The organism is Rossellomorea pakistanensis, from assembly GCF_016908495.1.
Lineage (GTDB): Bacteria > Bacillota > Bacilli > Bacillales > Bacillaceae_B > Rossellomorea > Rossellomorea pakistanensis.
This window is the reverse complement of the sequence record NZ_JAFBDZ010000001.1, coordinates 814,235-835,481: the sequence shown is the minus strand read 5'-3', so window position 1 is coordinate 835,481 and position 21,247 is coordinate 814,235. Positions and strand designations below refer to the sequence as shown.

21 protein-coding genes are annotated in these 21,247 nt (G+C 36.1%); 18 read left to right on the top strand and 3 right to left on the bottom strand.

Annotation, left to right across the window (positions count from 1 at the left end; genetic code table 11):
• Positions 1–2: 2 nt before the first annotated feature.
• The 14 genes from JOC86_RS04135 to JOC86_RS04070 all read left to right on the top strand — a co-directional run bounded on the left by JOC86_RS04135 (position 3) and on the right by JOC86_RS04070 (position 14,279).
• Positions 3–1,208: a CCA tRNA nucleotidyltransferase gene (locus JOC86_RS04135; protein ID WP_239587371.1), complete on the top strand. Its 1,206-nt coding sequence runs from the start codon at positions 3–5 to the stop codon at positions 1,206–1,208.
• Entirely contained in the window at positions 1,193–2,185 is a 993-nt protein-coding gene (locus tag JOC86_RS04130) for a biotin--[acetyl-CoA-carboxylase] ligase (protein ID WP_205168493.1), read from the top strand. Before JOC86_RS04135 ends, JOC86_RS04130 begins: the two co-directional genes overlap by 16 nt.
• Positions 2,186–2,453: 268 nt before the next feature.
• Positions 2,454–3,293 carry a 3-methyl-2-oxobutanoate hydroxymethyltransferase gene (gene panB, locus JOC86_RS04125; RefSeq protein WP_205168492.1) on the top strand — a complete coding sequence of 280 codons (840 nt, stop codon included), beginning with the start codon at positions 2,454–2,456 and terminating at the stop codon, positions 3,291–3,293.
• Complete coding sequence (gene panC, locus JOC86_RS04120) at positions 3,290–4,138, top strand: pantoate--beta-alanine ligase (protein WP_205168491.1); 849 nt, start codon at positions 3,290–3,292, stop codon at positions 4,136–4,138. Before panB ends, panC begins: the two co-directional genes overlap by 4 nt.
• An 18-nt stretch (positions 4,139–4,156) precedes the next feature.
• Positions 4,157–4,540, top strand: a complete 384-nt coding sequence (gene panD, locus JOC86_RS04115; RefSeq protein WP_205168490.1) for an aspartate 1-decarboxylase — start codon at positions 4,157–4,159, stop codon at positions 4,538–4,540.
• A gap of 358 nt (positions 4,541–4,898) precedes the next feature.
• Positions 4,899–7,706: an ATP-dependent DNA helicase DinG gene (gene dinG, locus JOC86_RS04110; RefSeq protein WP_205168489.1), complete on the top strand. Its 2,808-nt coding sequence runs from the start codon at positions 4,899–4,901 to the stop codon at positions 7,704–7,706.
• 68 nt (positions 7,707–7,774) lie between these two features.
• Entirely contained in the window at positions 7,775–8,653 is an 879-nt protein-coding gene (locus JOC86_RS04105; protein ID WP_205168488.1) for a ComEC/Rec2 family competence protein, read from the top strand.
• Between the two features lie 203 nt (positions 8,654–8,856).
• The gene (locus tag JOC86_RS04100; protein WP_205168487.1) at positions 8,857–9,027 is read left to right on the top strand and encodes a YpmA family protein; all 171 of its coding nucleotides are present in this window, start codon (positions 8,857–8,859) and stop codon (positions 9,025–9,027) included.
• Positions 9,028–9,041: 14 nt separating this feature from the next.
• Positions 9,042–9,518 carry a cell wall elongation regulator TseB-like domain-containing protein gene (locus tag JOC86_RS04095; RefSeq protein ID WP_205168486.1) on the top strand — a complete coding sequence of 159 codons (477 nt, stop codon included), beginning with the start codon at positions 9,042–9,044 and terminating at the stop codon, positions 9,516–9,518.
• Between the two features lie 17 nt (positions 9,519–9,535).
• Positions 9,536–10,747 (top strand): pyridoxal phosphate-dependent aminotransferase, encoded by a 1,212-nt coding sequence (locus tag JOC86_RS04090; RefSeq protein WP_205168485.1) that lies wholly within the window; start codon positions 9,536–9,538, stop codon positions 10,745–10,747.
• A 108-nt stretch (positions 10,748–10,855) separates the two neighbouring features.
• Positions 10,856–12,148 carry an asparagine--tRNA ligase gene (asnS, locus tag JOC86_RS04085; RefSeq protein WP_205168484.1) on the top strand — a complete coding sequence of 431 codons (1,293 nt, stop codon included), beginning with the start codon at positions 10,856–10,858 and terminating at the stop codon, positions 12,146–12,148.
• Between the two features lie 176 nt (positions 12,149–12,324).
• Entirely contained in the window at positions 12,325–13,032 is a 708-nt protein-coding gene (locus JOC86_RS04080) for a DnaD domain-containing protein (RefSeq protein WP_205168483.1), read from the top strand.
• A 76-nt stretch (positions 13,033–13,108) separates the two neighbouring features.
• On the top strand, positions 13,109–13,765 hold the full coding sequence (nth, locus tag JOC86_RS04075) for an endonuclease III (protein WP_205168482.1): 657 nt from the start codon (positions 13,109–13,111) through the stop codon (positions 13,763–13,765).
• Between the two features lie 7 nt (positions 13,766–13,772).
• The gene (locus JOC86_RS04070; protein WP_205168481.1) at positions 13,773–14,279 is read left to right on the top strand and encodes a YpoC family protein; all 507 of its coding nucleotides are present in this window, start codon (positions 13,773–13,775) and stop codon (positions 14,277–14,279) included.
• A gap of 37 nt (positions 14,280–14,316) precedes the next feature.
• On the opposite strand, the gene JOC86_RS04065 is transcribed toward JOC86_RS04070, so the two are convergent.
• A complete protein-coding gene (locus tag JOC86_RS04065; RefSeq protein WP_205168480.1) occupies positions 14,317–17,004 on the bottom strand; it encodes a penicillin-binding protein 1A in 2,688 nt (895 codons plus the stop codon).
• A gap of 28 nt (positions 17,005–17,032) precedes the next feature.
• Positions 17,033–17,650 (bottom strand): Holliday junction resolvase RecU, encoded by a 618-nt coding sequence (recU, locus tag JOC86_RS04060; RefSeq protein ID WP_205168479.1) that lies wholly within the window; start codon positions 17,648–17,650, stop codon positions 17,033–17,035.
• A gap of 115 nt (positions 17,651–17,765) precedes the next feature.
• Between recU and JOC86_RS04055 the strand changes: the two genes are divergently transcribed.
• The 3 genes from JOC86_RS04055 (at position 17,766) to JOC86_RS04045 (ending at position 20,047) form a co-directional block, all read left to right on the top strand.
• Positions 17,766–18,761 carry a DUF2515 family protein gene (locus tag JOC86_RS04055; RefSeq protein WP_205168478.1) on the top strand — a complete coding sequence of 332 codons (996 nt, stop codon included), beginning with the start codon at positions 17,766–17,768 and terminating at the stop codon, positions 18,759–18,761.
• 343 nt (positions 18,762–19,104) lie between these two features.
• On the top strand, positions 19,105–19,365 hold the full coding sequence (locus JOC86_RS04050; RefSeq protein ID WP_205168477.1) for a hypothetical protein: 261 nt from the start codon (positions 19,105–19,107) through the stop codon (positions 19,363–19,365).
• A 334-nt stretch (positions 19,366–19,699) separates the two neighbouring features.
• Positions 19,700–20,047 (top strand): YppE family protein, encoded by a 348-nt coding sequence (locus JOC86_RS04045; RefSeq protein WP_205168476.1) that lies wholly within the window; start codon positions 19,700–19,702, stop codon positions 20,045–20,047.
• A 184-nt stretch (positions 20,048–20,231) separates the two neighbouring features.
• Here the strand turns inward: JOC86_RS04045 and yppF are convergent, their stop codons facing one another.
• A complete protein-coding gene (gene yppF / locus JOC86_RS04040; protein ID WP_205168475.1) occupies positions 20,232–20,417 on the bottom strand; it encodes a YppF family protein in 186 nt (61 codons plus the stop codon).
• A 192-nt stretch (positions 20,418–20,609) separates the two neighbouring features.
• Here yppF and JOC86_RS04035 point away from each other — a divergent pair, with 192 nt between their 5' ends.
• On the top strand, positions 20,610–21,095 hold the full coding sequence (locus tag JOC86_RS04035; protein WP_205168474.1) for a YppG family protein: 486 nt from the start codon (positions 20,610–20,612) through the stop codon (positions 21,093–21,095).
• Positions 21,096–21,247 lie beyond the last annotated feature (152 nt).

Genomic DNA, 21,247 nt, shown 5'->3' with positions numbered 1-21,247 from the left:
CTTTGCTCCCTAAACAATTTCAAAAAGCCCTTCCGATCCTAATAGAGATTGAAAGGGCTCATTTTGAAGCCTATTTTGTAGGTGGATCTGTTCGAGATTATTTATTAGGTAGACCTATTAACGATGTTGACATTGCAACTTCTGCTCTTCCACAGGAGATAAAATCCATATTTCCTAATACTGTGGATATTGGCATCGAACATGGTACTGTTCTAGTCAACTATAATGGGGAAGGGTATGAAATTACCACTTTTCGAACAGAAACGGAATATAAGGATTTTAGGAGACCAGAAGGAGTTACCTTCATTCGATCATTAAATAAGGATTTAGAACGTCGCGATTTTACAATGAATGCCATTGCAATGAACAAGGAAGGAAGTTTAATTGACCCTTATCACGGAAAAAGGGACATAGCCAATAAGATTATAACGACTGTCGGTTCACCACATAAGCGATTTAATGAAGATGCATTAAGAATGATGAGAGCTATTCGGTTTATTAGTCAACTAGGTTTCGATGTGTCAAAAGAAACGATTCACTCATTGACTGAGAATGCCCATTTACTAGAACATATAAGTGTTGAACGAATCACGGCAGAATTTGAGAAGCTTATAGAAGGGGACTTTAAACATGCAGCTTTCAATCTACTGAATTCTTCAGGAATGTATCAATATTTACCAGGCTATTCAATATCAAAGGAAGCGTTGACAAAATCTGCTGCCTATTCAATATCAACTTTATCGAATCAACAAATATGGGGGTTAATTCTCTTTCACATAAATAGAGAAGCGCAACATGAATTTTTAAAAGCTTGGAAACTTCCGAGTAAGAAAATAAACTATTTAATAAAGGTCCATAATACTTTACAAAATCGAGTGAACATCCATTGGGATTATTATGAATTATATAAGGCTGGCATTCAAATGGCATGTGACGTTGAAATACTCTTCCTAACATTAAATGGAAAAGATATCTCGCAAATAGATTGTGAAATTCAAACTTTAAAAAATAAGTTTGAACAACTACCGGTTAAAAGTCTAAAGGAAATCGATATAACAGGACATGATCTTATTCGATGGAAATCCCAAAAAGGTGGGACTTGGGTGAAGGAACTATTACAGGAGATTGAGGAAGCAGTAGTGAATCAAAATGTAGAAAACAATAAGAATTCAATAAGGGAGTGGCTAATAAGTTGCAATCACCTATAAGAAAAAAATTATTAGAAGCCTTTAGGCAAGCGAATGGAGAATTTCTATCCGGGCAAGCATTAGCTGATATTGTGGGTTGCTCAAGAACAGCTGTTTGGAAGCATATAGAAGATCTTAGAAAAGAAGGATTTAAACTAGACGCAATTCGCAAGAAAGGATATCGTATTTTGCATACACCTGATCGCGTGTCGCAAAATGAAATCCATCTTGGGCTGAATACAAAATCATTAGGGCAGACGATTTATTATGAAGAAACAGTTCCTTCTACTCAGAAGTTAGCACATCAGTACGCTCAGAATGGTGCACCTGAAGGTACATTAGTAATTGCTGATGAGCAAACAGAAGGAAGAGGGCGGTTGATGAGAAACTGGCATTCATCTAAGCGTACTGGAATCTGGATGAGTTTAATTTTAAAGCCCCAATTACCTCCTCAACGTGCACCACAGTTCACTTTAATCGCAGCAGTAGCTGTTGTTCAGGCCATAGAAGAAGTTTGGGATTTACATCCTGAAATAAAATGGCCAAACGATATTTTATTAAACGGAAAAAAAGTAACGGGAATATTAACAGAGCTTCAGGCAGAATCAGATAAAATAAATTCCATTATCATTGGAATGGGTACCAATGTAAATCAAACGATTGAGGACTTCCCACAAGAATTACATTCCATTGCTACGTCACTTGCAATTGAAAAAGGGCAAATGATCCCACGCTCAAGGCTGGTTCAGAAAATCCTTGAAAAACTTGAGCTTTATTATGAAATATATATGAAAGAAGGCTTTTCACCAATCAAGTTATTATGGGAAGGATATGCAATCAGTATTGGCAAGGAAATTACAGCTAGAACAATTACTGGAGAAATAAAAGGAAAAGCATTAGGGATAAATGATGATGGCGTCTTACGAATTCAGGACCATTCAGGACATATTCATGAAGTCTATTCAGCTGACATCGAGGTGAATGAACCCATTCAGTAAATTCTATTATTCAATATTATATTTATTTGTTATAATTTATTTGGGCAGTATCTTTGGAACTGCACCTTAAAACAGTGTTATCTATTTGAATTCTAATTACTATTCTGCCTTGATCCAATAATGGACTGGGACAGAGGGTCGAAACGATAAAAAAAGCTATGGGATCCTTCTGTCATTTTTTATGAAGGATCCCTTTTTGAGTTTAATATGGAGATGGTTGCATTTTCATTGTTTCGTCACCTCTGATCATTCGAGAGGAGGAAAAAGAGTGAAAAGTACAAGTGATTTAAGAAACATGAAAGCGGATGGAACAAAAATTAGCATGCTTACTGCCTATGATTATCCTTCTGCAAAGTTAGCAGAGGAAGCGGGCATCGATGTCATTCTTGTAGGTGATTCATTAGGCATGGTAGTACTAGGGTACGATTCTACGGTGCCAGTAACAATCGACGATATGATTCATCATTCTAAAGCAGTAAAAAGAGGGGCATCTAACACTTTTGTTATTACGGACATGCCATTTATGACCTATCATCTTTCCGTAGAGGAGACATTGAAATCTGCTGCTAAATTAGTTCAAGAAGGCGGGGCCCATGCTGTTAAAGTTGAAGGTGGTGGAAAAGTCATTAATAAAATCACATCTTTGACAGAAGCAGGAATCCCTGTAATGGCTCATTTGGGACTAACTCCACAAACAGTCAATGTTTTAGGAGGCTACAAGGTTCAAGGGAAAACAGCAGAAGCTGCTAAGATGTTGATAGAGGAAGCAAAAAAATGTGAGGAAGCAGGGGCTTTTGCGATTGTTCTTGAATGTATTCCAAGACAAATTGCAAAAGAAGTTTCTGAAAATTTATCCATTCCGACGATAGGGATTGGGGCTGGAAGTGACACGGATGGTCAAGTCCTAGTGTATCATGATTTAATTTCTTATGGTGTAGAACGGGTACCAAAGTTTGTGAAAAAGTATAATGATGTGAATGAAATCACACTATCTTCTATTAAAACATATATTCATGAAGTAAAAGAGGGTCAATTTCCGCAGCAAGAGCATTCATTTACGATGAAGGAAGAGGAATTATCATCGTTATACGGAGGAAAAGTGAAGTGATTGTTCTTAAAAATGTACATGAAATGAAAGAATTTATTAAAGAATCGAAATCTAAAGGCAAAAAAATTGGATTTGTACCGACAATGGGGTTTTTACATGAAGGTCACTTAGCATTAGTAGATAGAGCAAAACCTGAGAATGATCTGGTAGTAATGAGTATCTTCGTAAATCCATTACAATTTGGGCCAAATGAAGATTTTGAACGATATCCAAGAGATGAAGAACATGATTATAAACTTGCAAAAGATACCGGTGTGGATGTTTTATTTATCCCTGGTGTCGATGATATTTACCCTAAGGCTCTATCTATACACATGACAGTAAAAGAACGAGTCAATGTATTATGTGGTAAAAAAAGAGAAGGTCATTTTGATGGAGTTGTTACAGTTTTAACAAAATTATTTCATATTATAGAACCTGATGCTGCTTATTTTGGATTAAAAGATGCACAGCAGGTTGCTGTAGTGGAAGGACTTGTGGAGGATTTCTTTTTCCCTATCGAAATTGTAAGAGTACCTACTGTAAGAGAACGAGAGGGCCTGGCAAAAAGTTCACGAAACGTGTATCTAAGTGATCAAGAAAGAATCGAGGCACCTGTAATTTATCATTCACTTACTAATGCAGCAAATTCATTATGTAATAACAAGGGAGACATTAAGAGTGTCCTACAAGAACTAAGACAATGTATTGAACTAAATACTTCTGGAATTGTTGAATATGTAGATGCTTATACATTCCCTAGTCTTACCCTGCCTAAACAGATAAAAGGGGAAATACTGATTGCTGTTGCAGTTCAATTTAAGCAGGCTAGACTAATTGATAATATTATTGTCGATCTAGGTTAAAACAGGAGGAATATTGGAATGTTTAGAACAATAATGACTGGAAAAATCCATAGGGCAAAGGTAACGGAAGCAAACCTGAATTATGTAGGAAGCATTACTATTGATGAGGATATATTAGATGCTGTTGATATGCTGCCGAATGAAAAAGTCCAAATCGTTAATAATAATAACGGTGCTCGACTTGAGACATACATCATTCCCGGAGAACGCGGAAGTGGTGTCATTTGTTTGAATGGTGCAGCCGCAAGGCTTGTTCATAAGGGGGATGTAGTCATTATTATCTCATATAAAATGATGTCTGAAGAAGATGCACGTATTCATAAACCGAAAGTAGCAATAATGGACGAAAATAATAAAATTTCAGAAATGCTTGGGGTAGAACCAGCGGCTACAATTTATTAATTAGGCTGTTTTCTTAAAGATTGTTATTTTTTATGAACATAAATTTGTCAACCAACATTCGACCTGCCACCATTACAATTGATTGATAAAATGGCGGGTCTTTTTCTATGTTCAAATTCTTGAACCGCTTGTCCACCCTATCAAATCGTTCACAAAATATGATAAACTTGCAAGGAAAGAAAATGTTCTTTTTAATTTATAGCAAATGAGGGGGATAAAGACCATCCCTTATAGGTGAATGTCTTAAACCTGATCGATATATTAACAAAACGTTACATTAAAACAGGATGGCTAAGATGGTACATCGAGGCGACTCCGGTTAAGTGTACTTTCATGTTTTAAAAGGCAGAGTGATAATATGATTTCTCAAAAGATGGTCGTAGTGGACCTTGAAACAACTGGTAATTCTCCTAAAAAAGGAGATCGAATCATTCAATTATCAGCGGTTACGATAGAAAATGGTAAGATTATGAGCCAATACACAACCTTTATAAATCCTGAAATAACCATTCCTACCTTTATCGAAGAACTAACAGGAATTAATGATGAAATGGTGGAAGGAGCTCCTTCATTTGAAGAAATTGCACCAATAGTATTAGAAATAATGGATGGTGCAGTATTTGTTGCTCATAATGTTGACTTTGACTTAGGCTTTTTACAGTCTGAACTAGAAGAAGCAGGATATAATGGTTTTTACGGTCCGAAGGTGGATACTGTTGAATTAGCGAAGATTAGCTATCCTACAGCAGAAAGTTATAAATTAACAGAATTAGCTGACCGGTTTACACTTAGTCATGATCGTCCACACCAAGCGGATAGTGATGCATATGTAACCGCACTGCTACTCCTGCATTTTATTGAAGTTTTGTCTAAGCTCCCCCTTGTTACACTTGAAACGTTACAACCATTGGCAAAGTATTTGAAAAGTGATTTAGAGTTACTTCTTCAATGGATAGTCGATAAGAATAGAATGCATATTGACGAATTACCTGAAACGATTGAAATCTATAGAGGAATCGCATTAAAGAAGAAAGAAGAACAATTGGACGCCAGTTTGCCTTCTGATGATATCGTATATCCTTCAAATGATACAAATAAAGAAAAATTGCTACAGCATGCTTTTGAAAATTTTGAGCGTAGACATAGTCAATTTCAAATGATGGATGCAGTTTATGATGCTTTTTCTTGTAAGGAGCATCTTATTGTCGAAGCTGGTACAGGTGTCGGTAAATCGTTAGGGTACTTAATTCCTGCACTTTATTATAGTAAAGCAATGAAAATTCCCGTCGTGATAAGTACATATACTGTTCAACTACAAGAACAACTTCTTCAAAAAGAAGTGAAACAATTACAGGAAATGACCGATTTCCCTTTTCATGTTGTTCTGTTAAAAGGAAGAAATCATTATTTGAATTTATTCAAATTTGAACAATCTTTAAGGGAAGAGGAATCACAATTTGATGTAGTTTTAACTAAGATGCAAATTCTCGTGTGGTTAACCGTGACAAATTCAGGGGATATTGATGAACTAAACCTTACAAGTGGTGGAATGCTCTTTTGGAATCGAATCAAGCATGACGGTTGGCATCTGCAAAAAGAAAAGGACCCTTGGATTAGCCGGGACTTCTATTTGCATGCTCGGAAGCAATCGAATCGAGCTGATTTAATCATTACTAATCACTCGATGTTATTAACAGACTTGATTGCAGAGACTAATCTTTTGCCATCCTACCAACAAGTCATAATAGATGAAGGACATCATTTAGAGAAAGCGGCTAGAAAACATTTCGGAAAGCTGATAGACTACATTTCAGTTAAATTTACGACAGGTCAGTTGGGAAATTTAGATCAAAAACAACTCTATTATAAACTTGAAACACTACTTGAAAAGTATCATGTTAAGTACGATCTTCATTCGTTTGAACTTGATATGATGATCGTAGAATTTTATCGGGAATTAGACGAATGTTTAAATCTCCTCGCTTCTACTTTTCTTAAGCACGCAAAGAAGAGAAGAGATGTGCAAAAAATTCAATTAAGGTTGACAGATGAAATCATGTCCGAAAGAGCATGGCAACCCGTTTTGATTGCAACAGAAAGAGTTTACTCACAAATGAAGGGGATTGAAAACGCCATTTCTGATCGCTTAGACCAAATTAAGAAGGAGGATGTAAAGTTAGAAGACCAAGAAAAGACACTAGTTGAAGAACTTTATAGCTTTTTAAAGGACTGGTCTCAATTAAAGGAGCAATTGCAACTTGTATTTATAAAAGGTCAAGAAGAACAAGTGATTTGGATAGAAGGAGATTTACGCTCCTTACCAACCAGTTTAGTCATACAATCGCAGCCGATATCTGTTGGGGAATCACTACAGGAGCGATTATTTTCGAAAATTGAAAGTGCGGTTATTACTTCTGCTACCTTAACCGTTCAGTCATCATTCGACTATTTATTAAAAGAAGTTGGTCTCTCACAGGAAAAGATTAAACAGTTGCAGCTTCCTTCTCCGTTTCAATATGAGAAAAACTCAACATTATATATCCCAAACGATCTCCCTGAAATTCAAAGCGTCTCCGTAATTGAGTATGTTGAGGCGATTAGTGCTCATCTAATTGCGATTGCTCAAGCAACAAAAGGAAGGATGCTCGTTTTATTTACTGCCTATGATATGCTAAGAAAAACCCATGAGCTTATGAAGGATAGTGGTTTACTGGATGATTATGTATTGATGGCACAAGGAATATCGAGTGGGAGCCGGACCAAACTTACGAAAAATTTTCAACGATTCGATAAAGCTATTCTGTTTGGAACGAATAGTTTTTGGGAAGGAGTAGATATACCTGGAGAGGATTTGTCTTGTTTAATTATGGTAAGATTACCATTTTCACCACCAAATGAGCCAATTAATCAATCTAAGTGTGATCGTCTTAAAATAGAAGGGAAAAACGCTTTTTCTGCATACTCTCTTCCAGAAGCAGTCATCCGCTTTAAGCAAGGAGTGGGTCGATTAATTCGAAGAAGTAGTGATAGAGGAATCGTTATTGTTTTTGACCAAAGAATTATATCAACTAGATATGGGAGAGCATTCTTGCAATCCATTCCATCGATGCCTGTCAGGAAAGGAAATCTTGAGGAACTTCTTCAATGGATTGAGGAATGGCTTTGAATCAATTTTATGATAATATTTAATGTTTAACGCACTCTAAATGTAGAAGCATTTTCGGAGGCGTTATTATGAAAAAACTAATCGTAATGATTCTATTCTTTCTGCTATCAATCAGCAGTGTATCAGCCATCGGGGAAACGGAACCTCAAGTAGACTTAAAATTACATGGAAATGAATATGGGTTATCATTTTTACCTTTAGCAAAAGGTGAGATTGCCATCCTGCATTTACCGAATGAAATGAATTATTTAATCAATACGGGTCCCGGTGAAAATAAAAAGAATCTCTATTCTGTTCTAAGGCAATTTGGTGCAAAAAAGATACAAGGCATTATTGTGACAGAACAACGAGAATATTATCCAGAGTTCATTGAAGAAATCATAAAGGACTTTAAGGTGTCCAAGGTCTATATGGGAAAGACATTTTTAGAATCTCAGGAACAAAATAGGTTAAAGGTAATTCCTTTAAGTGAAAATGAAAAAGTGAAATTGAGTAATCACTTGCAATTAGAGGTAGTTTATGAAGGAGCGGCTGCAGGTGAAGGTTTAGACTTCAAGATTTCTTTTAATAAACATTTATTTTTGTGGTTATCCTCGTATACAAAAGCCGTTCAATCTCATTTACTTAGTCAGAAATTAAGTGATGTAAATATTATTAAAATCCCGATTTATAATAAATCAAATTTTATTTCTGAAGAACTTCTAAAACATATTGACCCTCAAACAGCGATTCTTTATCGCTCAAAACAGAGAATGCTTAACTCAGAATTTCTAGAGCTTCTTCATGAAACATGGATTGATATTTATTTAACAGGTCAACATGGTCTTATTACAATTAAATTTAATCCGCTTAATTACGAGGTCATCACATTTCCAAATGATGATGCAATAGAAGAAGAGCCGAATCAAATTAAAGAAACCTATCTCCTTTTGCAGACAATTTGCTAAAAAATGCTAAAAAATAGATGACCTTAATCATAAAAAATGGTAAAAGGTCATCTTCAAGAAGAAAGTGTGGAAATTAGAAAATTTTTATTCGGACTAGGTCAAAATACTGTTATAATGTTGTTTAGGTGTTCCGTGTAATAATAATTTAACCACTTTATCACCCGAATATTTGTAGCAATATTTGTGTAAAAGGAGGAGACTAAATGGAAAGCAAGATTGAAGTACTTTCAACTGTTCGAGTTCAATATACCTCTGACTTGTATAAATTAGTTGATTCATTAAATCGTACATTGAAGGAAAAGGATTTAATGTTTGGACTTGCCTTAGATTCCGATGATAAAGAACAAGCAGTTTTTACAATATATCGTACATAAATGAGTGATAAATGATGAAAAAAATGATCTTTATAATTGTATTTATTCTATTGATTGGGATTGGGTTATCGATAAAAGTTTATGTTGATGCAAGATCACCATTCAATGAAAAAACGGAAGAAGCAATAACATTAGCGAAATCTCAAGAAAAAATTTCAAAAGTAGATAGTGCATCAATATACAATGGCACAAAATCCTATGTAGTACTAATTGGAAAAAATGCTGAAAAAGAAAAAGTGATCGTGTGGGTGCCTAATAAAAAGAAGGATAAAATGATTACCCAAAAATGGGCAAATGGGATTTCAAAAGAAAAAGCAGTTAATAAACTAAAAAATGAAGAAAGCACTAAAGAAATTCTATCGGTTAAATTAGGATTGGAAGAGGTTGGACCTGTTTGGGAAATTACCTACCTCAATAATAAAGATCAATTAAATTATTATTATCTTCTTTTTGAATCAGGAGAATGGTGGAAAAAAATTGAAAACCTTTAATGAGTGGAGGACATATCATGAGTTGGACATTAGCAGAGAGAGTTAAAGCACTTACACCTTCAACAACTTTAGCCATAACAGCAAAAGCGAAAGAAATGAAGTCACAAGGAATCGATGTAATCGCTCTTGGTGCAGGAGAACCCGACTTCAACACACCAGAGCATATCATTTCAAGTGCCTACAATTCAATGCAAGAGGGGCATACCAAGTATACTCCTTCAGGCGGACTTCAACAACTAAAAGAAGCGATTGCTCAAAAATTTAAAACTGACCAAGGGATTGAGTATAAAAACAGTGAGATTATCGTTACAAGTGGGGCAAAACATGCTCTCTTTACATTATTCCAAGTATTGTTAAATGAAGGTGATGAAGTCATTATCCCTTCACCGTATTGGGTCAGTTACCCAGAACAAGTTAAGCTTGCTGGTGGTATTCCACGATTTGTTGAAGGAAAAGAAGAGAATTCATACAAGATTACACCAGAACAACTAAAAGAAATGATTACACCGACTACAAAAGCAGTCATCATCAATTCTCCGAGTAATCCAACTGGTATGCTTTATTCTGAATCTGAACTTAAAGCACTTGGTGAAGTTTGTATTGAGCATAATCTTCTTGTTGTTTCAGATGAAATTTATGAAAAGCTAGTTTATGGAGATCATCAGCATATCTCGATTGCACAGATTTCTGAAGAACTAAAAGCTCAAACGATTATTATAAATGGTGTATCAAAATCCCATAGTATGACTGGATGGAGAATAGGCTATGCTGCAGGGGATGAAACGATTATTAAAGCGATGACCAATTTAGCAAGCCATTCAACATCTAACCCTACAACTACTTCTCAACATGGAGCAGTTGCAGCATATAAAGGCACACAGGTACCTGTGGAGACCATGCGAAAGGCATTCGAGGAACGCTTGAATATAGTATTTGAACAATTGAATGCAATTCCAGGTTTTAACTGTTTAAAGCCTCAGGGTGCATTTTATCTTTATCCAAATGTAATGGAAGCGAGTAAACTCTGCGGGTACGATAGTGTAGACAGCTTTGCAAAAGCGTTACTTGAAGAAGCAAAAGTAGCGGTAATCCCTGGGTCAGGGTTTGGCACACCACAAAATATTCGATTATCATATGCGACATCCCTAAATCTATTAGAGTCAGCAATTGAAAGAATTCATACATTTGTGCAAAGTAAAATGGATGGGTTGACCTTTACTGAAAAGTAATGGTCAGCCCAATACATCATCCTGCTCTATTGCGGCACTGTTAATGGATATGTATAATAAAAGCAATACATATGTAAGACTTGTTTTGATTTTTGGAGGGAAATAATAGTGAAAACAACAATTACGGAAGTAAGCAAGTTTGTTGGAGAAGAAGTAACCATCGGAGCATGGTTAGCAAATAAACGTTCAAGTGGAAAAATTGCCTTTTTACAGCTTCGTGACGGAACCGGGTTTATTCAAGGTGTTGTTGTGAAGAGTGAAGTAGAGGAAGAAGTTTTTCAGAAAGCTAAAGGCCTAACTCAAGAGACATCTATTTATGTCACAGGTGTCGTGCAGGAAGACACTCGTTCCCCTTTCGGATATGAACTACAGGTGAACAGTCTTGAGGTCATTCACGAGGCGGTAGATTACCCGATAACACCAAAAGAACACGGAACAGAGTTCTTAATGGACCACCGTCATCTATGGTTACGCTCTCGTCGACAACATGCTGTCATGAAAGTAAGAAATGAAATCATTCGAGCAACCTATGAGTTTTTTAATAAAGAAGGCTTTGTAAAAGTAGATCCTCCAATATTAACAGGAAGTGCACCGGAAGGTACGACAGAACTATTTGCTACTAAGTACTTCGATGAAGATGCTTACCTTTCACAAAGTGGACAGCTTTATATGGAAGCAGCAGCAATGGCATTAGGAAAAGTATTTTCATTTGGACCAACTTTCCGAGCAGAAAAATCTAAAACTCGCCGCCATTTGATTGAATTCTGGATGATTGAACCAGAAATGGCTTTCTATGAATTTGAAGATAATTTAAAAGTGCAGGAGGAGTATGTATCCTTTATCGTCCAATCCGTTCTAAGTAATTGTAAGCTTGAATTAGAGCGTTTAGGAAGAGATACATCTAAGCTTGAGAAAATCAAAGCGCCATTTCCACGCATAAGCTATGATGAAGCGATTAAATTCCTACATGAAAAAGGATTTAATGATGTTGAATGGGGAGATGACTTTGGTGCCCCACATGAAACAGCTATTGCAGAAAGCTATGATATGCCAGTCTTTATTACTCATTATCCAACTTCATTAAAGCCTTTCTACATGCAGCCAGATCCAAATCGTGATGATGTAGTACTATGTGCCGATTTAATTGCACCAGAAGGATATGGCGAAATTATTGGAGGCTCTGAGCGCCTTCATGATCATGATGTATTAAAACAGAGAATTGAAGAGCACGATTTATCTCCTGAAGCGTATAAATGGTATCTAGAATTACGTAAATACGGTTCCGTACCACACTCAGGCTTTGGACTTGGTTTAGAAAGAACAGTAGCATGGATTAGCGGGGTCGAACATGTCCGCGAAACCATTCCGTTCCCTAGACTCCTAAATCGTTTATATCCATAATGACCAATAAGGGACTTTTCGTCAAACAGACGGAACGGTCCCTTATTTATATGGACATTCTGAGGCATTAGAATGAAAATCATCCCATTAGGAATGATTTACTTTATTTAAATTAACACTATCCATGTCTTTTTCGAAGGACAACATGATATACTTACTAATGAGGTGTAGGCGTCATGGATGAAAAGAATTTATTAATTGCATGGATGGAAGAAGGTACAATCAGTATTCCTCAGCTTCTTTTATCAAACTATCATAAGCTTGGAGTATCAGAAACTGAATTTGTTTTACTGTTACAGGTTTACAGTTTTTTAGAAAAAGGTAATCAATTCCCCACTCCAGAAGAGCTTTCGGAACGAATGAACCTTACTGGGACGGAGTGTGCTATACTTCTTAGAAAACTGGTTCAACATCAATTAATATCGATAGAAGAAGGACACTCGAGTAGTGGTATACTTTTTGAAAAATACACTCTTGCCCCATTATGGAATAAACTCACAGAGTTACTACTAAGTGAGTGGAAATCGAATAACAGAGAAGAGACTCTTAAGAATGAGACCGATTTATATACTTGTTTTGAGCAAGAGTTTGGCCGTCCACTTTCTCCACTTGAATGTGAAACATTAGCAATGTGGCATGATCAAGATGATCATGATCCCGTCATCATTAAGTCTGCCTTAAGAGAAGCAGTCATATCTGGAAAATTAAATTTTCGCTATATTGATCGCATTTTATTTGAATGGAAGAAAAATGGAATTAAAACGGTAGAACAAGCTAAAAGTTATGGGGAAAGATTCCGACCATATCAAAAAGGGTATCAAAAAAATGCAACAAATGAACCAAAGAAAAAGACAGTTCCTTTTTACAATTGGCTTGAACAATAAATAATGATGGGACTGATTTACAATCTTTTTTGTAGTCAGTCTTTTTTCATTTCTTTGAAAAGGTGGAGAGGCAAGATTGTTAAATAGAGACCAAATAAATTATTGTCTAGACGAAATAGATAAAATGTTTCCAGAGGCTTTTTGCGAGTTAAGGCATAATAACCCCTTTGAATTAGTAATTGCTGTTTTAATGTCAGCTCAATGTACAGATGCTCTTGTAAATAAAGTGACAAAAACTTTATTCGAGAAATATAAAACACCTGAGGACTATTTAGCTGTGTCATTGGAGGAATTACAGGAGGATATCCGCTCCATTGGTTTATACCGAAATAAAGCGAAAAATATTCGTAAGCTTTGTGAGCTTCTTTTAACCGAATATGGCGGAGAGGTCCCATGTGAACGAGATGAGCTAGTGAAATTACCTGGGGTAGGAAGAAAAACAGCTAATGTTGTCGTTTCTGTAGCATTTGGACAGCCTGCATTAGCTGTTGATACTCATGTAGAAAGAGTAAGCAAGCGATTAGCAATCTGCCGCTGGAAGGATAGTGTTTTAGAAGTTGAAAAAACGTTAATGAAAAAAATTCCGAAAGAAAAATGGTCTAAAACTCATCATCAACTCATTTTCTTCGGTAGATATCATTGTAAGGCACAGTCTCCACAATGTGAAATATGTCCATTACTCGATCTATGTCGAGAAGGAAAGAAACGAATGAAAAGCAAAAAGGGGGCTTGATTATGGTATGAATCCTATTCAAATCCCGAGTCAGTTAAGAAGTGAATTGTTCTATTTTTTAAATGAACCCCGAGTGGCTTTTGATGAATCAACAAATCGCTTACATCCATTTTTCTATTATGAGATCCTCTTTTACACTGGAAAAAATGGTGAAAGGCCATGGGAGAATCCAGAAACATTTATTATGAAATTGATTGAAGAGTGGAATCTTATTAAACCTACACTTACAGAATTATTTACGAATAGATCAAAAGAAGTAGAGCTTCACATGAAAAAAGGGATCGCGATCTTTTTTATGCTTCTATTTTGGAGTAATAATAAACCTGTACGGTTAAAAGATTGGGAAGAAGAAATAAAAGAAATGCATGTCAAAGCTGTAAATCTTAATGAGCGGCTTACTTTTGTTTTATCTAATCCTAAAATGTATCATTCGTTTATCCAATTGTCCGAATTAATAGGAGAGCAGCATAAGCAATATGCTAAAGCATTAGCGATCACAAAAAAGAAGGCGTAACCTCATTGCGAGGTTACGCCTTTGGTCTTTTGAAAAATTATTGGAATAGATCTAGCGGACTCCCTTCTTCAACAGGTTCCTCTGGTGGTTGAGTACCACCACCATCACCTCCGCCGCCTTGACCACCGTCAGCGCCGCCAGGGTCTTCACCGCCGGTTCCAGTATCTCCACCTTGGCCATCACCTTCTTGACCATCACCAGGTCCACCGTTACCTTGACCATTTCCATCTCCAGGGCCTTGACCATTATTACCTCCAGGTCCGTTACCTTCGCCATTTCCAGGAGGACCATCACCAGGTTGACCTTCTTCATTGCCTTCATTTTCATCTTCGTCATCTTTTTCTTTATCTTTCACTTCGATAGATGTTGTTGCAGGATCACTTCGTTGATCCCCTGAAATAGCGACTACTTCAAAACTATATTGACTTCCTGGTTGAATATTCTCGATGTTAAGACCTTTTTCTTTTGTAGTCGTTAACACTTGCGATGCTCCACCATTAATGGATGCAGACACCTCAAAATGGACGTCTTTATCCTTTTTGTAATCCCATTTCAATGTAATTTTGTTTGCTTTTTGATCATATTTCGCTTTTAATCCTGCAGGTGCATCAATCCGGTCGAATTCCTTAGAAACCTTTTGAGGTGCTGTACCTTTCAAGAAGAGTTCATAAGAAATTCTATTTTCTGGTGTAAAATCACTTGGAAGCTTAGCAGGAGAACTTCCAATTTCTACAGGGGATTCGACAACATTAGCTGGTTTTTCAAAATCTGCTGTTTCGATTCCCTCATGCACATAACTCATAATGTCTGCAGTAATGTATTGAGCGATCCTTCTCTCCCTAGGGTTTAATGAATATTTCCGCTCTTCATATCCAGTCCATACAGATGCTGTATAATTGGTTGTATAGCCGACAAACCAGGAGTCAGGTGCTTCTCTTGTATCTGTTATTCCGTAATTTTCCCTATCTTCATCTGTGTAGTTAGTGGTTCCGGATTTTCCAGCCATCGGAAGACCTGGAACAGCGGCATAAATCCCCGTACCATTGGATTTATAAATAACATCTTTTAGCATATCTGTAATCATATATGCTGTTGAACTCTTCATTGCAGTCTGTGGTTCTTCTGTGTTTTTCACTTCTGTTTCACCGTCACGAAGAACAACTTTCTTAACTGTATGAGGTTTATTGTATACACCTTTATTACCAAAAGCAGCATAAGATCCAGCCATTTGTACAGTATTAACTCCAGGACTTATACCTCCAAGTGCATAAGACTCGTAAACATTTTCAAAGTTTAATCCAAGATTTGCTACAAAACCTTTAGCCTTATCTAAACCGACCTCTTGCAGGGTTTTGACAGCTGGAACGTTACGTGAATCCCAAAGTGCTTCACGAATAGAGATGTTTCCTTTATACTGCCCATCCCAGTTCCCAATCTCCTGTCCAGTAGAGTATTCATATGGTTCATCGTTAATCTGATGGTAAGTAGACCAATCTAAATATTCAATAGCAGGAGCGTAATCAATTAGTGGTTTGATTGTTGAACCTGGTTGACGTTTACTATCAATGGCAAAGTTGAAACCGCGTTTCACATCACCTCGTTCACGTCCACCCCCAATTGCTCTAATTTCACCGGTTTTCGTATCCATAAGTGTAATTCCAGCCTGCATTGGAGCTTCATGTCTAGTAGGGTATTCAAAGTCAATTGCTTCCCCATTTAGGATCTGTTCCACACGTTTTTGAGCATTTGGATCCAGTGTGGTATACACTTTTAATCCGTCAGAGAATAGATTATAGTCTCCCATTTTATCGACTTCATCAATGACAGCATCAATAAATGCACTATATTTATCACCTGTTGCTTTTTCACGTTCTTCTTTTGGAATCAAGCTATCTTTGACAGGCATATTTTGTGCTTTTTCCATTTCTTCTTTAGTAATTTTTTTATGCTGGTGCATAAGAGAAAGTACAATATCTCTTCGTTTCTTTGCCGTTTCAGGTTCTTCGAATGGATTATAGTTATTAGGGCTCTGTGGCATCCCCGCAAGTAATGCTGCTTCATGTAACTCGAGATCCTTTAAATCTTTACCGAAGTAATGTTTAGCAGCGGTTCCAAATCCATGGATCCCATCAGACATATATACTTTATTAAAGTACATTTCAAAGATTTCTTCTTTTGTATATTCTTGTTCGAGTTTAATCGCAAGCCATGCTTCTTGAGCTTTTCTCTCTAATGTTTTCTCGGGGCTTAGGAAAGATCGCTTAATGACTTGCTGTGTTAAGGTACTTGCTCCTTCAGAACCAAAACCTTGGGTGATATTGGCTACTACCGCACCACCAAGTCGGATTAAATCAATTCCATTATGCTTATAAAAACGGTTATCTTCAGTTGCGAGTATGGCATCTTCCATTAGAGAAGGAATATCATCATAATTTACATAGTCTCGTTTTTCTTTACCGACAGTTGTGATCAGATCCCCGTTCATATCATAAATATCCGATGCAATCGGGTCTTTTAATAATTCTTCATTTAATTTTGGTGCATTACTAGCATAATAAGCAAATAATCCAGCACCAGCAAGCATTCCTACTATTCCGATTAGGAATAAACTAATAATGATTTTCTTAAATAAGGAACGATTCTTTCCTTTCCCTTTTGGCATATTTTTTTTACTAGTTTGCTGGGCCTTACGTTTTTCTTCACGTGATTTATATTCACCAGCCATATTAGATCCTCACTTTCAACATCTTCATCTATTTTTGAGATTCAAAAATTATATGATGAACGATTTTTAAATAATCAATTCTTGGGTTTAACCCGATAGGGATGTTATACCCGTTTTGTTCTACTTCGCTTTTCGTAATGGATTTACGACCACCTGTTATCATTCGTTCCCAAAAGTTAAGAAGCGATGAAAAGGGTAGATAATAAAATTCTTCAGTAGCTGAGAAACGTAGTATAACAAAAACAATCCCTTTTTGCTCATAAACTTCCTTCATATGTTGAATTTGGTGTTTATGGAAATTTTGAAGAGGGAAGGATGTCTTATTCCTTGTCTCTTTAGCTTCAAAGTCAATGTATTTCCCTTGATAAACACCATTATAATCCGTAGTGGAAGGTTGTTTAAAGTAAGCTTCTTTAATAACGGCAGCACTTCGCTGCGGATAATGCACATCCACAATTTGGACAGGTGTCGGTTTTTTATGAATAACAGCGATACCATGTGTTAAATAATATTTATTGGTTTCGTTGAGATCCTCCTCAAGTGTCATCCCCCGATTGCTATATGAAACTTGTTTCGTGTTGGTCTTTTTTTTTATGGGGGAAGTACTAGCTTTAAATTTTTTTCCATTCGGATAATGGAAATTCATTCTTTCCCACCTCGCAAACTAATCTATATCATATCAGAAACGTCAAGGGTATGGGTGAATAAAAAGTATCATTTCTCGTAAACATATGCCTATAGACTAAATGGGAGAGTGTTTTATGAACAAAAAAGGCATTTTTCAACGTTTTTTACCCGATTTCTCTCATATTAAAACAATATCAGAACTAATTGACAAGATTCATACCATTACCTTCGAAAAAAATCTAGATAATATCTCAAGAACAATTGCTTATCAAAAGTATTTCCTACTTCATCCCGAAATAAAATGGAGTTTTTTAGCTTCAATGGTTTCAAGAAACGCAGGCTGGAACATGTGTGACTTGAAAGGGAATTGGTTAAATAAAATTTTAGATGAAAAGATGACAAAACAACTATTTCTCACATATGAACGAGCCAATTGGCTCATCTTTCAAGATGTATTTCCACAATTGTTAATCTACCACTATTCGACGTATAGGAAGAAAGAAATGTTTCATTTATTAAGTGAATTTTTTGTGTCTAAATTTATGAGAATAGAATGGGAAAAATTTTGGAGAGATAGAAATGAGAAAAGGCTAGTTTATTCATTAATTATAAATGAACAAAATGTCATTCAAAAGCCGGTAATAGAGCATCCAATTTACAAAAGAAGAGTGTTTTCTTCAAAATTTTTTATATTCCAAGACCTTTTCCATTTTAGCTCATGTATTTTCCCGACTGTCAATGGAAATCTCTATGGTGCTAGTGTGCATAATTTTAGAAAATTAGATCAAAGAATTAATCTGGGGAAGAGCTTATATCAAATTCTCTTCCAGAAAGAGTTATTTCCATATTTTTTACAGTTCTCCTTGGAGACAGAACCAACTGGTTCAAGAAAAGATTATGAAAGATATATGATCAACTCTCCTGGTTCTAGAACCCCGATTCTAAGAGCGGTTTTTCCTGTTGTTGAGCACCATAGACATTTGGATGATAATTGGACGGGTAAAATAAAGCCGAGTTGGGAGCAGGACCCTCCACAATTAAAAAAAATTGAACTTACCGATTGGTACGTTCATAAACAATACCAGCTTCATTCTTTAATTTGTCTTAACGAACTGTTATTCAATAGGTGAAAAGGGGGTTGACCGAAAGTGGTCAACCCCATACGTCCCTTAGGTGGAAGGTCGATTTGGACCCTCTAATTTAGGATTTCCTTTTGAAGCTTTAGTTTGCGAAGTATTGGTTTCGTTTCTTTTCTGTTCCTTACTATTGTGTTTTGTCATCTTCTGCACCTCCAATATTATTGTTTAACTACCCGAACACTTTCATACCCGATTTTTTGTGTCGAAAAGACTAAGACTTTTTGTATAATAAGCACTTTGTTTGACGAATAGATTCTAGTTTTGTCTAAGAGGAAGGGAGTTATGAATGGAAGGAGAATATTAGATATAAAAGAAATCAAAGGAGGAAAGGGTTATGATGCAGAAAGATCAGCTTTTAAATCTATTATCGGAAATAGAGAAGGAACTTGAACAATTAGAAACCAAAATTACAGAGAAAGCTAATGAGGAGGCTTCTGATGGCCTTCAATCACAAAATAAAAGCATCCAATTAGCTGAACAAAAGCTAATTCAATTAGAAAAGCAAATGGAACAAGCACCATTTGTAAAGGAACATACATTATTGAAGCCTCACCCTCCATTCTCACATCTTGAATTAAGATATAAAACCTCATAAAATAAATAAGTATTAAATTTAGTATAGTAGCTGAAAGGCTGCTTTTTTTGTTTGGCGGTTTACTAAAAGATTGTGTTTTTTAAGATTTTTGTAAAAAAGTGGTCTTCGCTTCAGGTGTGAGACTCCTGCGGGAGAAGCGGGTCAGGTGAGACTAAAGCAGGAGCAAGGCGACGAGGAGACTCACCGTTTGCCCCGCGGAAAGCAAGCATCCTTTTGCTGCAACCCCCCCCTTTTTCAAATAACATTGTTTAGGAAACAGCCTTTTGTTTTTAATAATGAATTTTCAACATAAAGGATTAGAAATACGATACTTTTTAAAAAGGAGAGATATTCTTTGAGTGAATTAAAAACGTTAACGGAAGAATTACTTCTATTAAATAAACACTTATCGGATCGTTATCAATTAGCAAGAGAAACTGGGGAGAAAGGGGACTTTTACAAAGAAGTAAAACCATTTGCTGATAAGGTAAAGGAAGTATCAGATTTATGGGAGATAAAGGCAAAAGAGTGGATTCTAGAAGAACAGCCAAAACATATCCACTTTCCACAAATCATTCACACAATTGAGAATTTAGAGCTCGTCTCAGTACAAGCTTTCTTTCCTGAAACAAGCTATAAACGGTTTGTAAGTTATATACAATCAATTGACTATGTATTACATTCGGTATTAGAGGAAATTTAAAAAATGAAAGGGTGTCCGAAAACCAGGTGCCAGGAACCGAGACTTCATATAATGAAGGAACCTAAAATAACTTCATATATATGGGCAGTCAGAGTGTTTCAGGACCCTTATAGGACATCCCCTTTTCATGTAGAAAACGATAAAGATTCTAATTATTTATCTCTGTTACCCAATAAAAAGCCCATTATAAGGTTGGAGTTATTTTATCATATGATGATGTTTCTAGCTCTTTGATAAGACTACGGTAATCTCCGATAGATATTTCGTTACGGATGTAACTTTTTTTAACAAACAATAATAATTCATGCAAGTCTTCGGCGTGGTAGCGGTTCTTTACATAGAAGTTTTCTTTAAGAGTTTTCAAGTTCATCCTTTTTCCTCCCCTTTTGAATGGTTCGTACAAATTCATCCTAACACAGATTTTTATCTGTTTGAGAAGTTAGAATATTGTAACTTCCGACAAGATTCAATGGAAATTGTTTTATCATCAAATAGGACATTTCACCATTTTAAACATTGGTCATAGAATACAGTAGCAACTCTCTTGTCAGGAGGAAGAGTGATGAGAAACAGACAGTATATGATGAGAAATCCTCATTTTCATAATAATCCTTACATGATGTGGAGGCCACCTCAAGAAGCAAATTATTTTCATCAAGGATTTCCACCAGGATATCAACCATTCCCTCAGGGGTCACCACAAGCAAATCAACCCTATTCTAACCAGAACCTATATCAACAACATAAGACACATTACCAGCAACCGCATTATTTTCAGAATCCTCTTCAATCAGAAGAAATAGATCCATATAGTCAAGGTGGATTTCAACAGAATCAGAATAACCAACACTTTGCTAACCCTTATCCAAAAGCTAATTTTATGAAAAAACAGACTTCTTCTGGGATTGGTTCGGTCATGAATTCCTTTAAGTCACAGGATGGTTCAGTTGATTTTAATAAGATGATGAATACCGCAGGACAAATGATGAGTGCAGTTAACCAAGTTTCAAGTATGGTAAAGGGACTTGGCGGACTATTTAAAGTGTAATAGGGCTATCTCATATGGGGAAGGAACCACAATTTCTAATATAGAAGATGCTTTAAGAGTTTCTTCTACTATTGGGGAATGTGGTTTTATAAGCTTTGATACTAGACAGGCCTATTCGTTTGAATTTGAATGAAGGGATTATAAGAAACACC

Bases quoted from the DNA above. Each gene is read 5' to 3' on its own strand.
- panD (WP_205168490.1), top strand. From the start codon at position 4,157: ATGTTTAGAACAATAATGACTGGAAAAATCCATAGGGCAAAGGTAACG.
- JOC86_RS04050 (WP_205168477.1), top strand. From the start codon at position 19,105: ATGATGCAGAAAGATCAGCTTTTAAATCTATTATCGGAAATAGAGAAG.
- JOC86_RS04080 (WP_205168483.1), top strand. From the start codon at position 12,325: ATGGATGAAAAGAATTTATTAATTGCATGGATGGAAGAAGGTACAATC.
- JOC86_RS04095 (WP_205168486.1), top strand. From the start codon at position 9,042: ATGAAAAAAATGATCTTTATAATTGTATTTATTCTATTGATTGGGATT.
- dinG (WP_205168489.1), top strand. From the start codon at position 4,899: ATGATTTCTCAAAAGATGGTCGTAGTGGACCTTGAAACAACTGGTAAT.
- JOC86_RS04055 (WP_205168478.1), top strand. From the start codon at position 17,766: ATGAACAAAAAAGGCATTTTTCAACGTTTTTTACCCGATTTCTCTCAT.
- JOC86_RS04100 (WP_205168487.1), top strand. From the start codon at position 8,857: ATGGAAAGCAAGATTGAAGTACTTTCAACTGTTCGAGTTCAATATACC.
- JOC86_RS04065 (WP_205168480.1), bottom strand. From the start codon at position 17,004: ATGGCTGGTGAATATAAATCACGTGAAGAAAAACGTAAGGCCCAGCAA.
- recU (WP_205168479.1), bottom strand. From the start codon at position 17,650: ATGAATTTCCATTATCCGAATGGAAAAAAATTTAAAGCTAGTACTTCC.
- yppF (WP_205168475.1), bottom strand. From the start codon at position 20,417: ATGAACTTGAAAACTCTTAAAGAAAACTTCTATGTAAAGAACCGCTAC.
- JOC86_RS04070 (WP_205168481.1), top strand. From the start codon at position 13,773: ATGAATCCTATTCAAATCCCGAGTCAGTTAAGAAGTGAATTGTTCTAT.
- JOC86_RS04035 (WP_205168474.1), top strand. From the start codon at position 20,610: ATGAGAAACAGACAGTATATGATGAGAAATCCTCATTTTCATAATAAT.
- JOC86_RS04090 (WP_205168485.1), top strand. From the start codon at position 9,536: ATGAGTTGGACATTAGCAGAGAGAGTTAAAGCACTTACACCTTCAACA.
- JOC86_RS04105 (WP_205168488.1), top strand. From the start codon at position 7,775: ATGAAAAAACTAATCGTAATGATTCTATTCTTTCTGCTATCAATCAGC.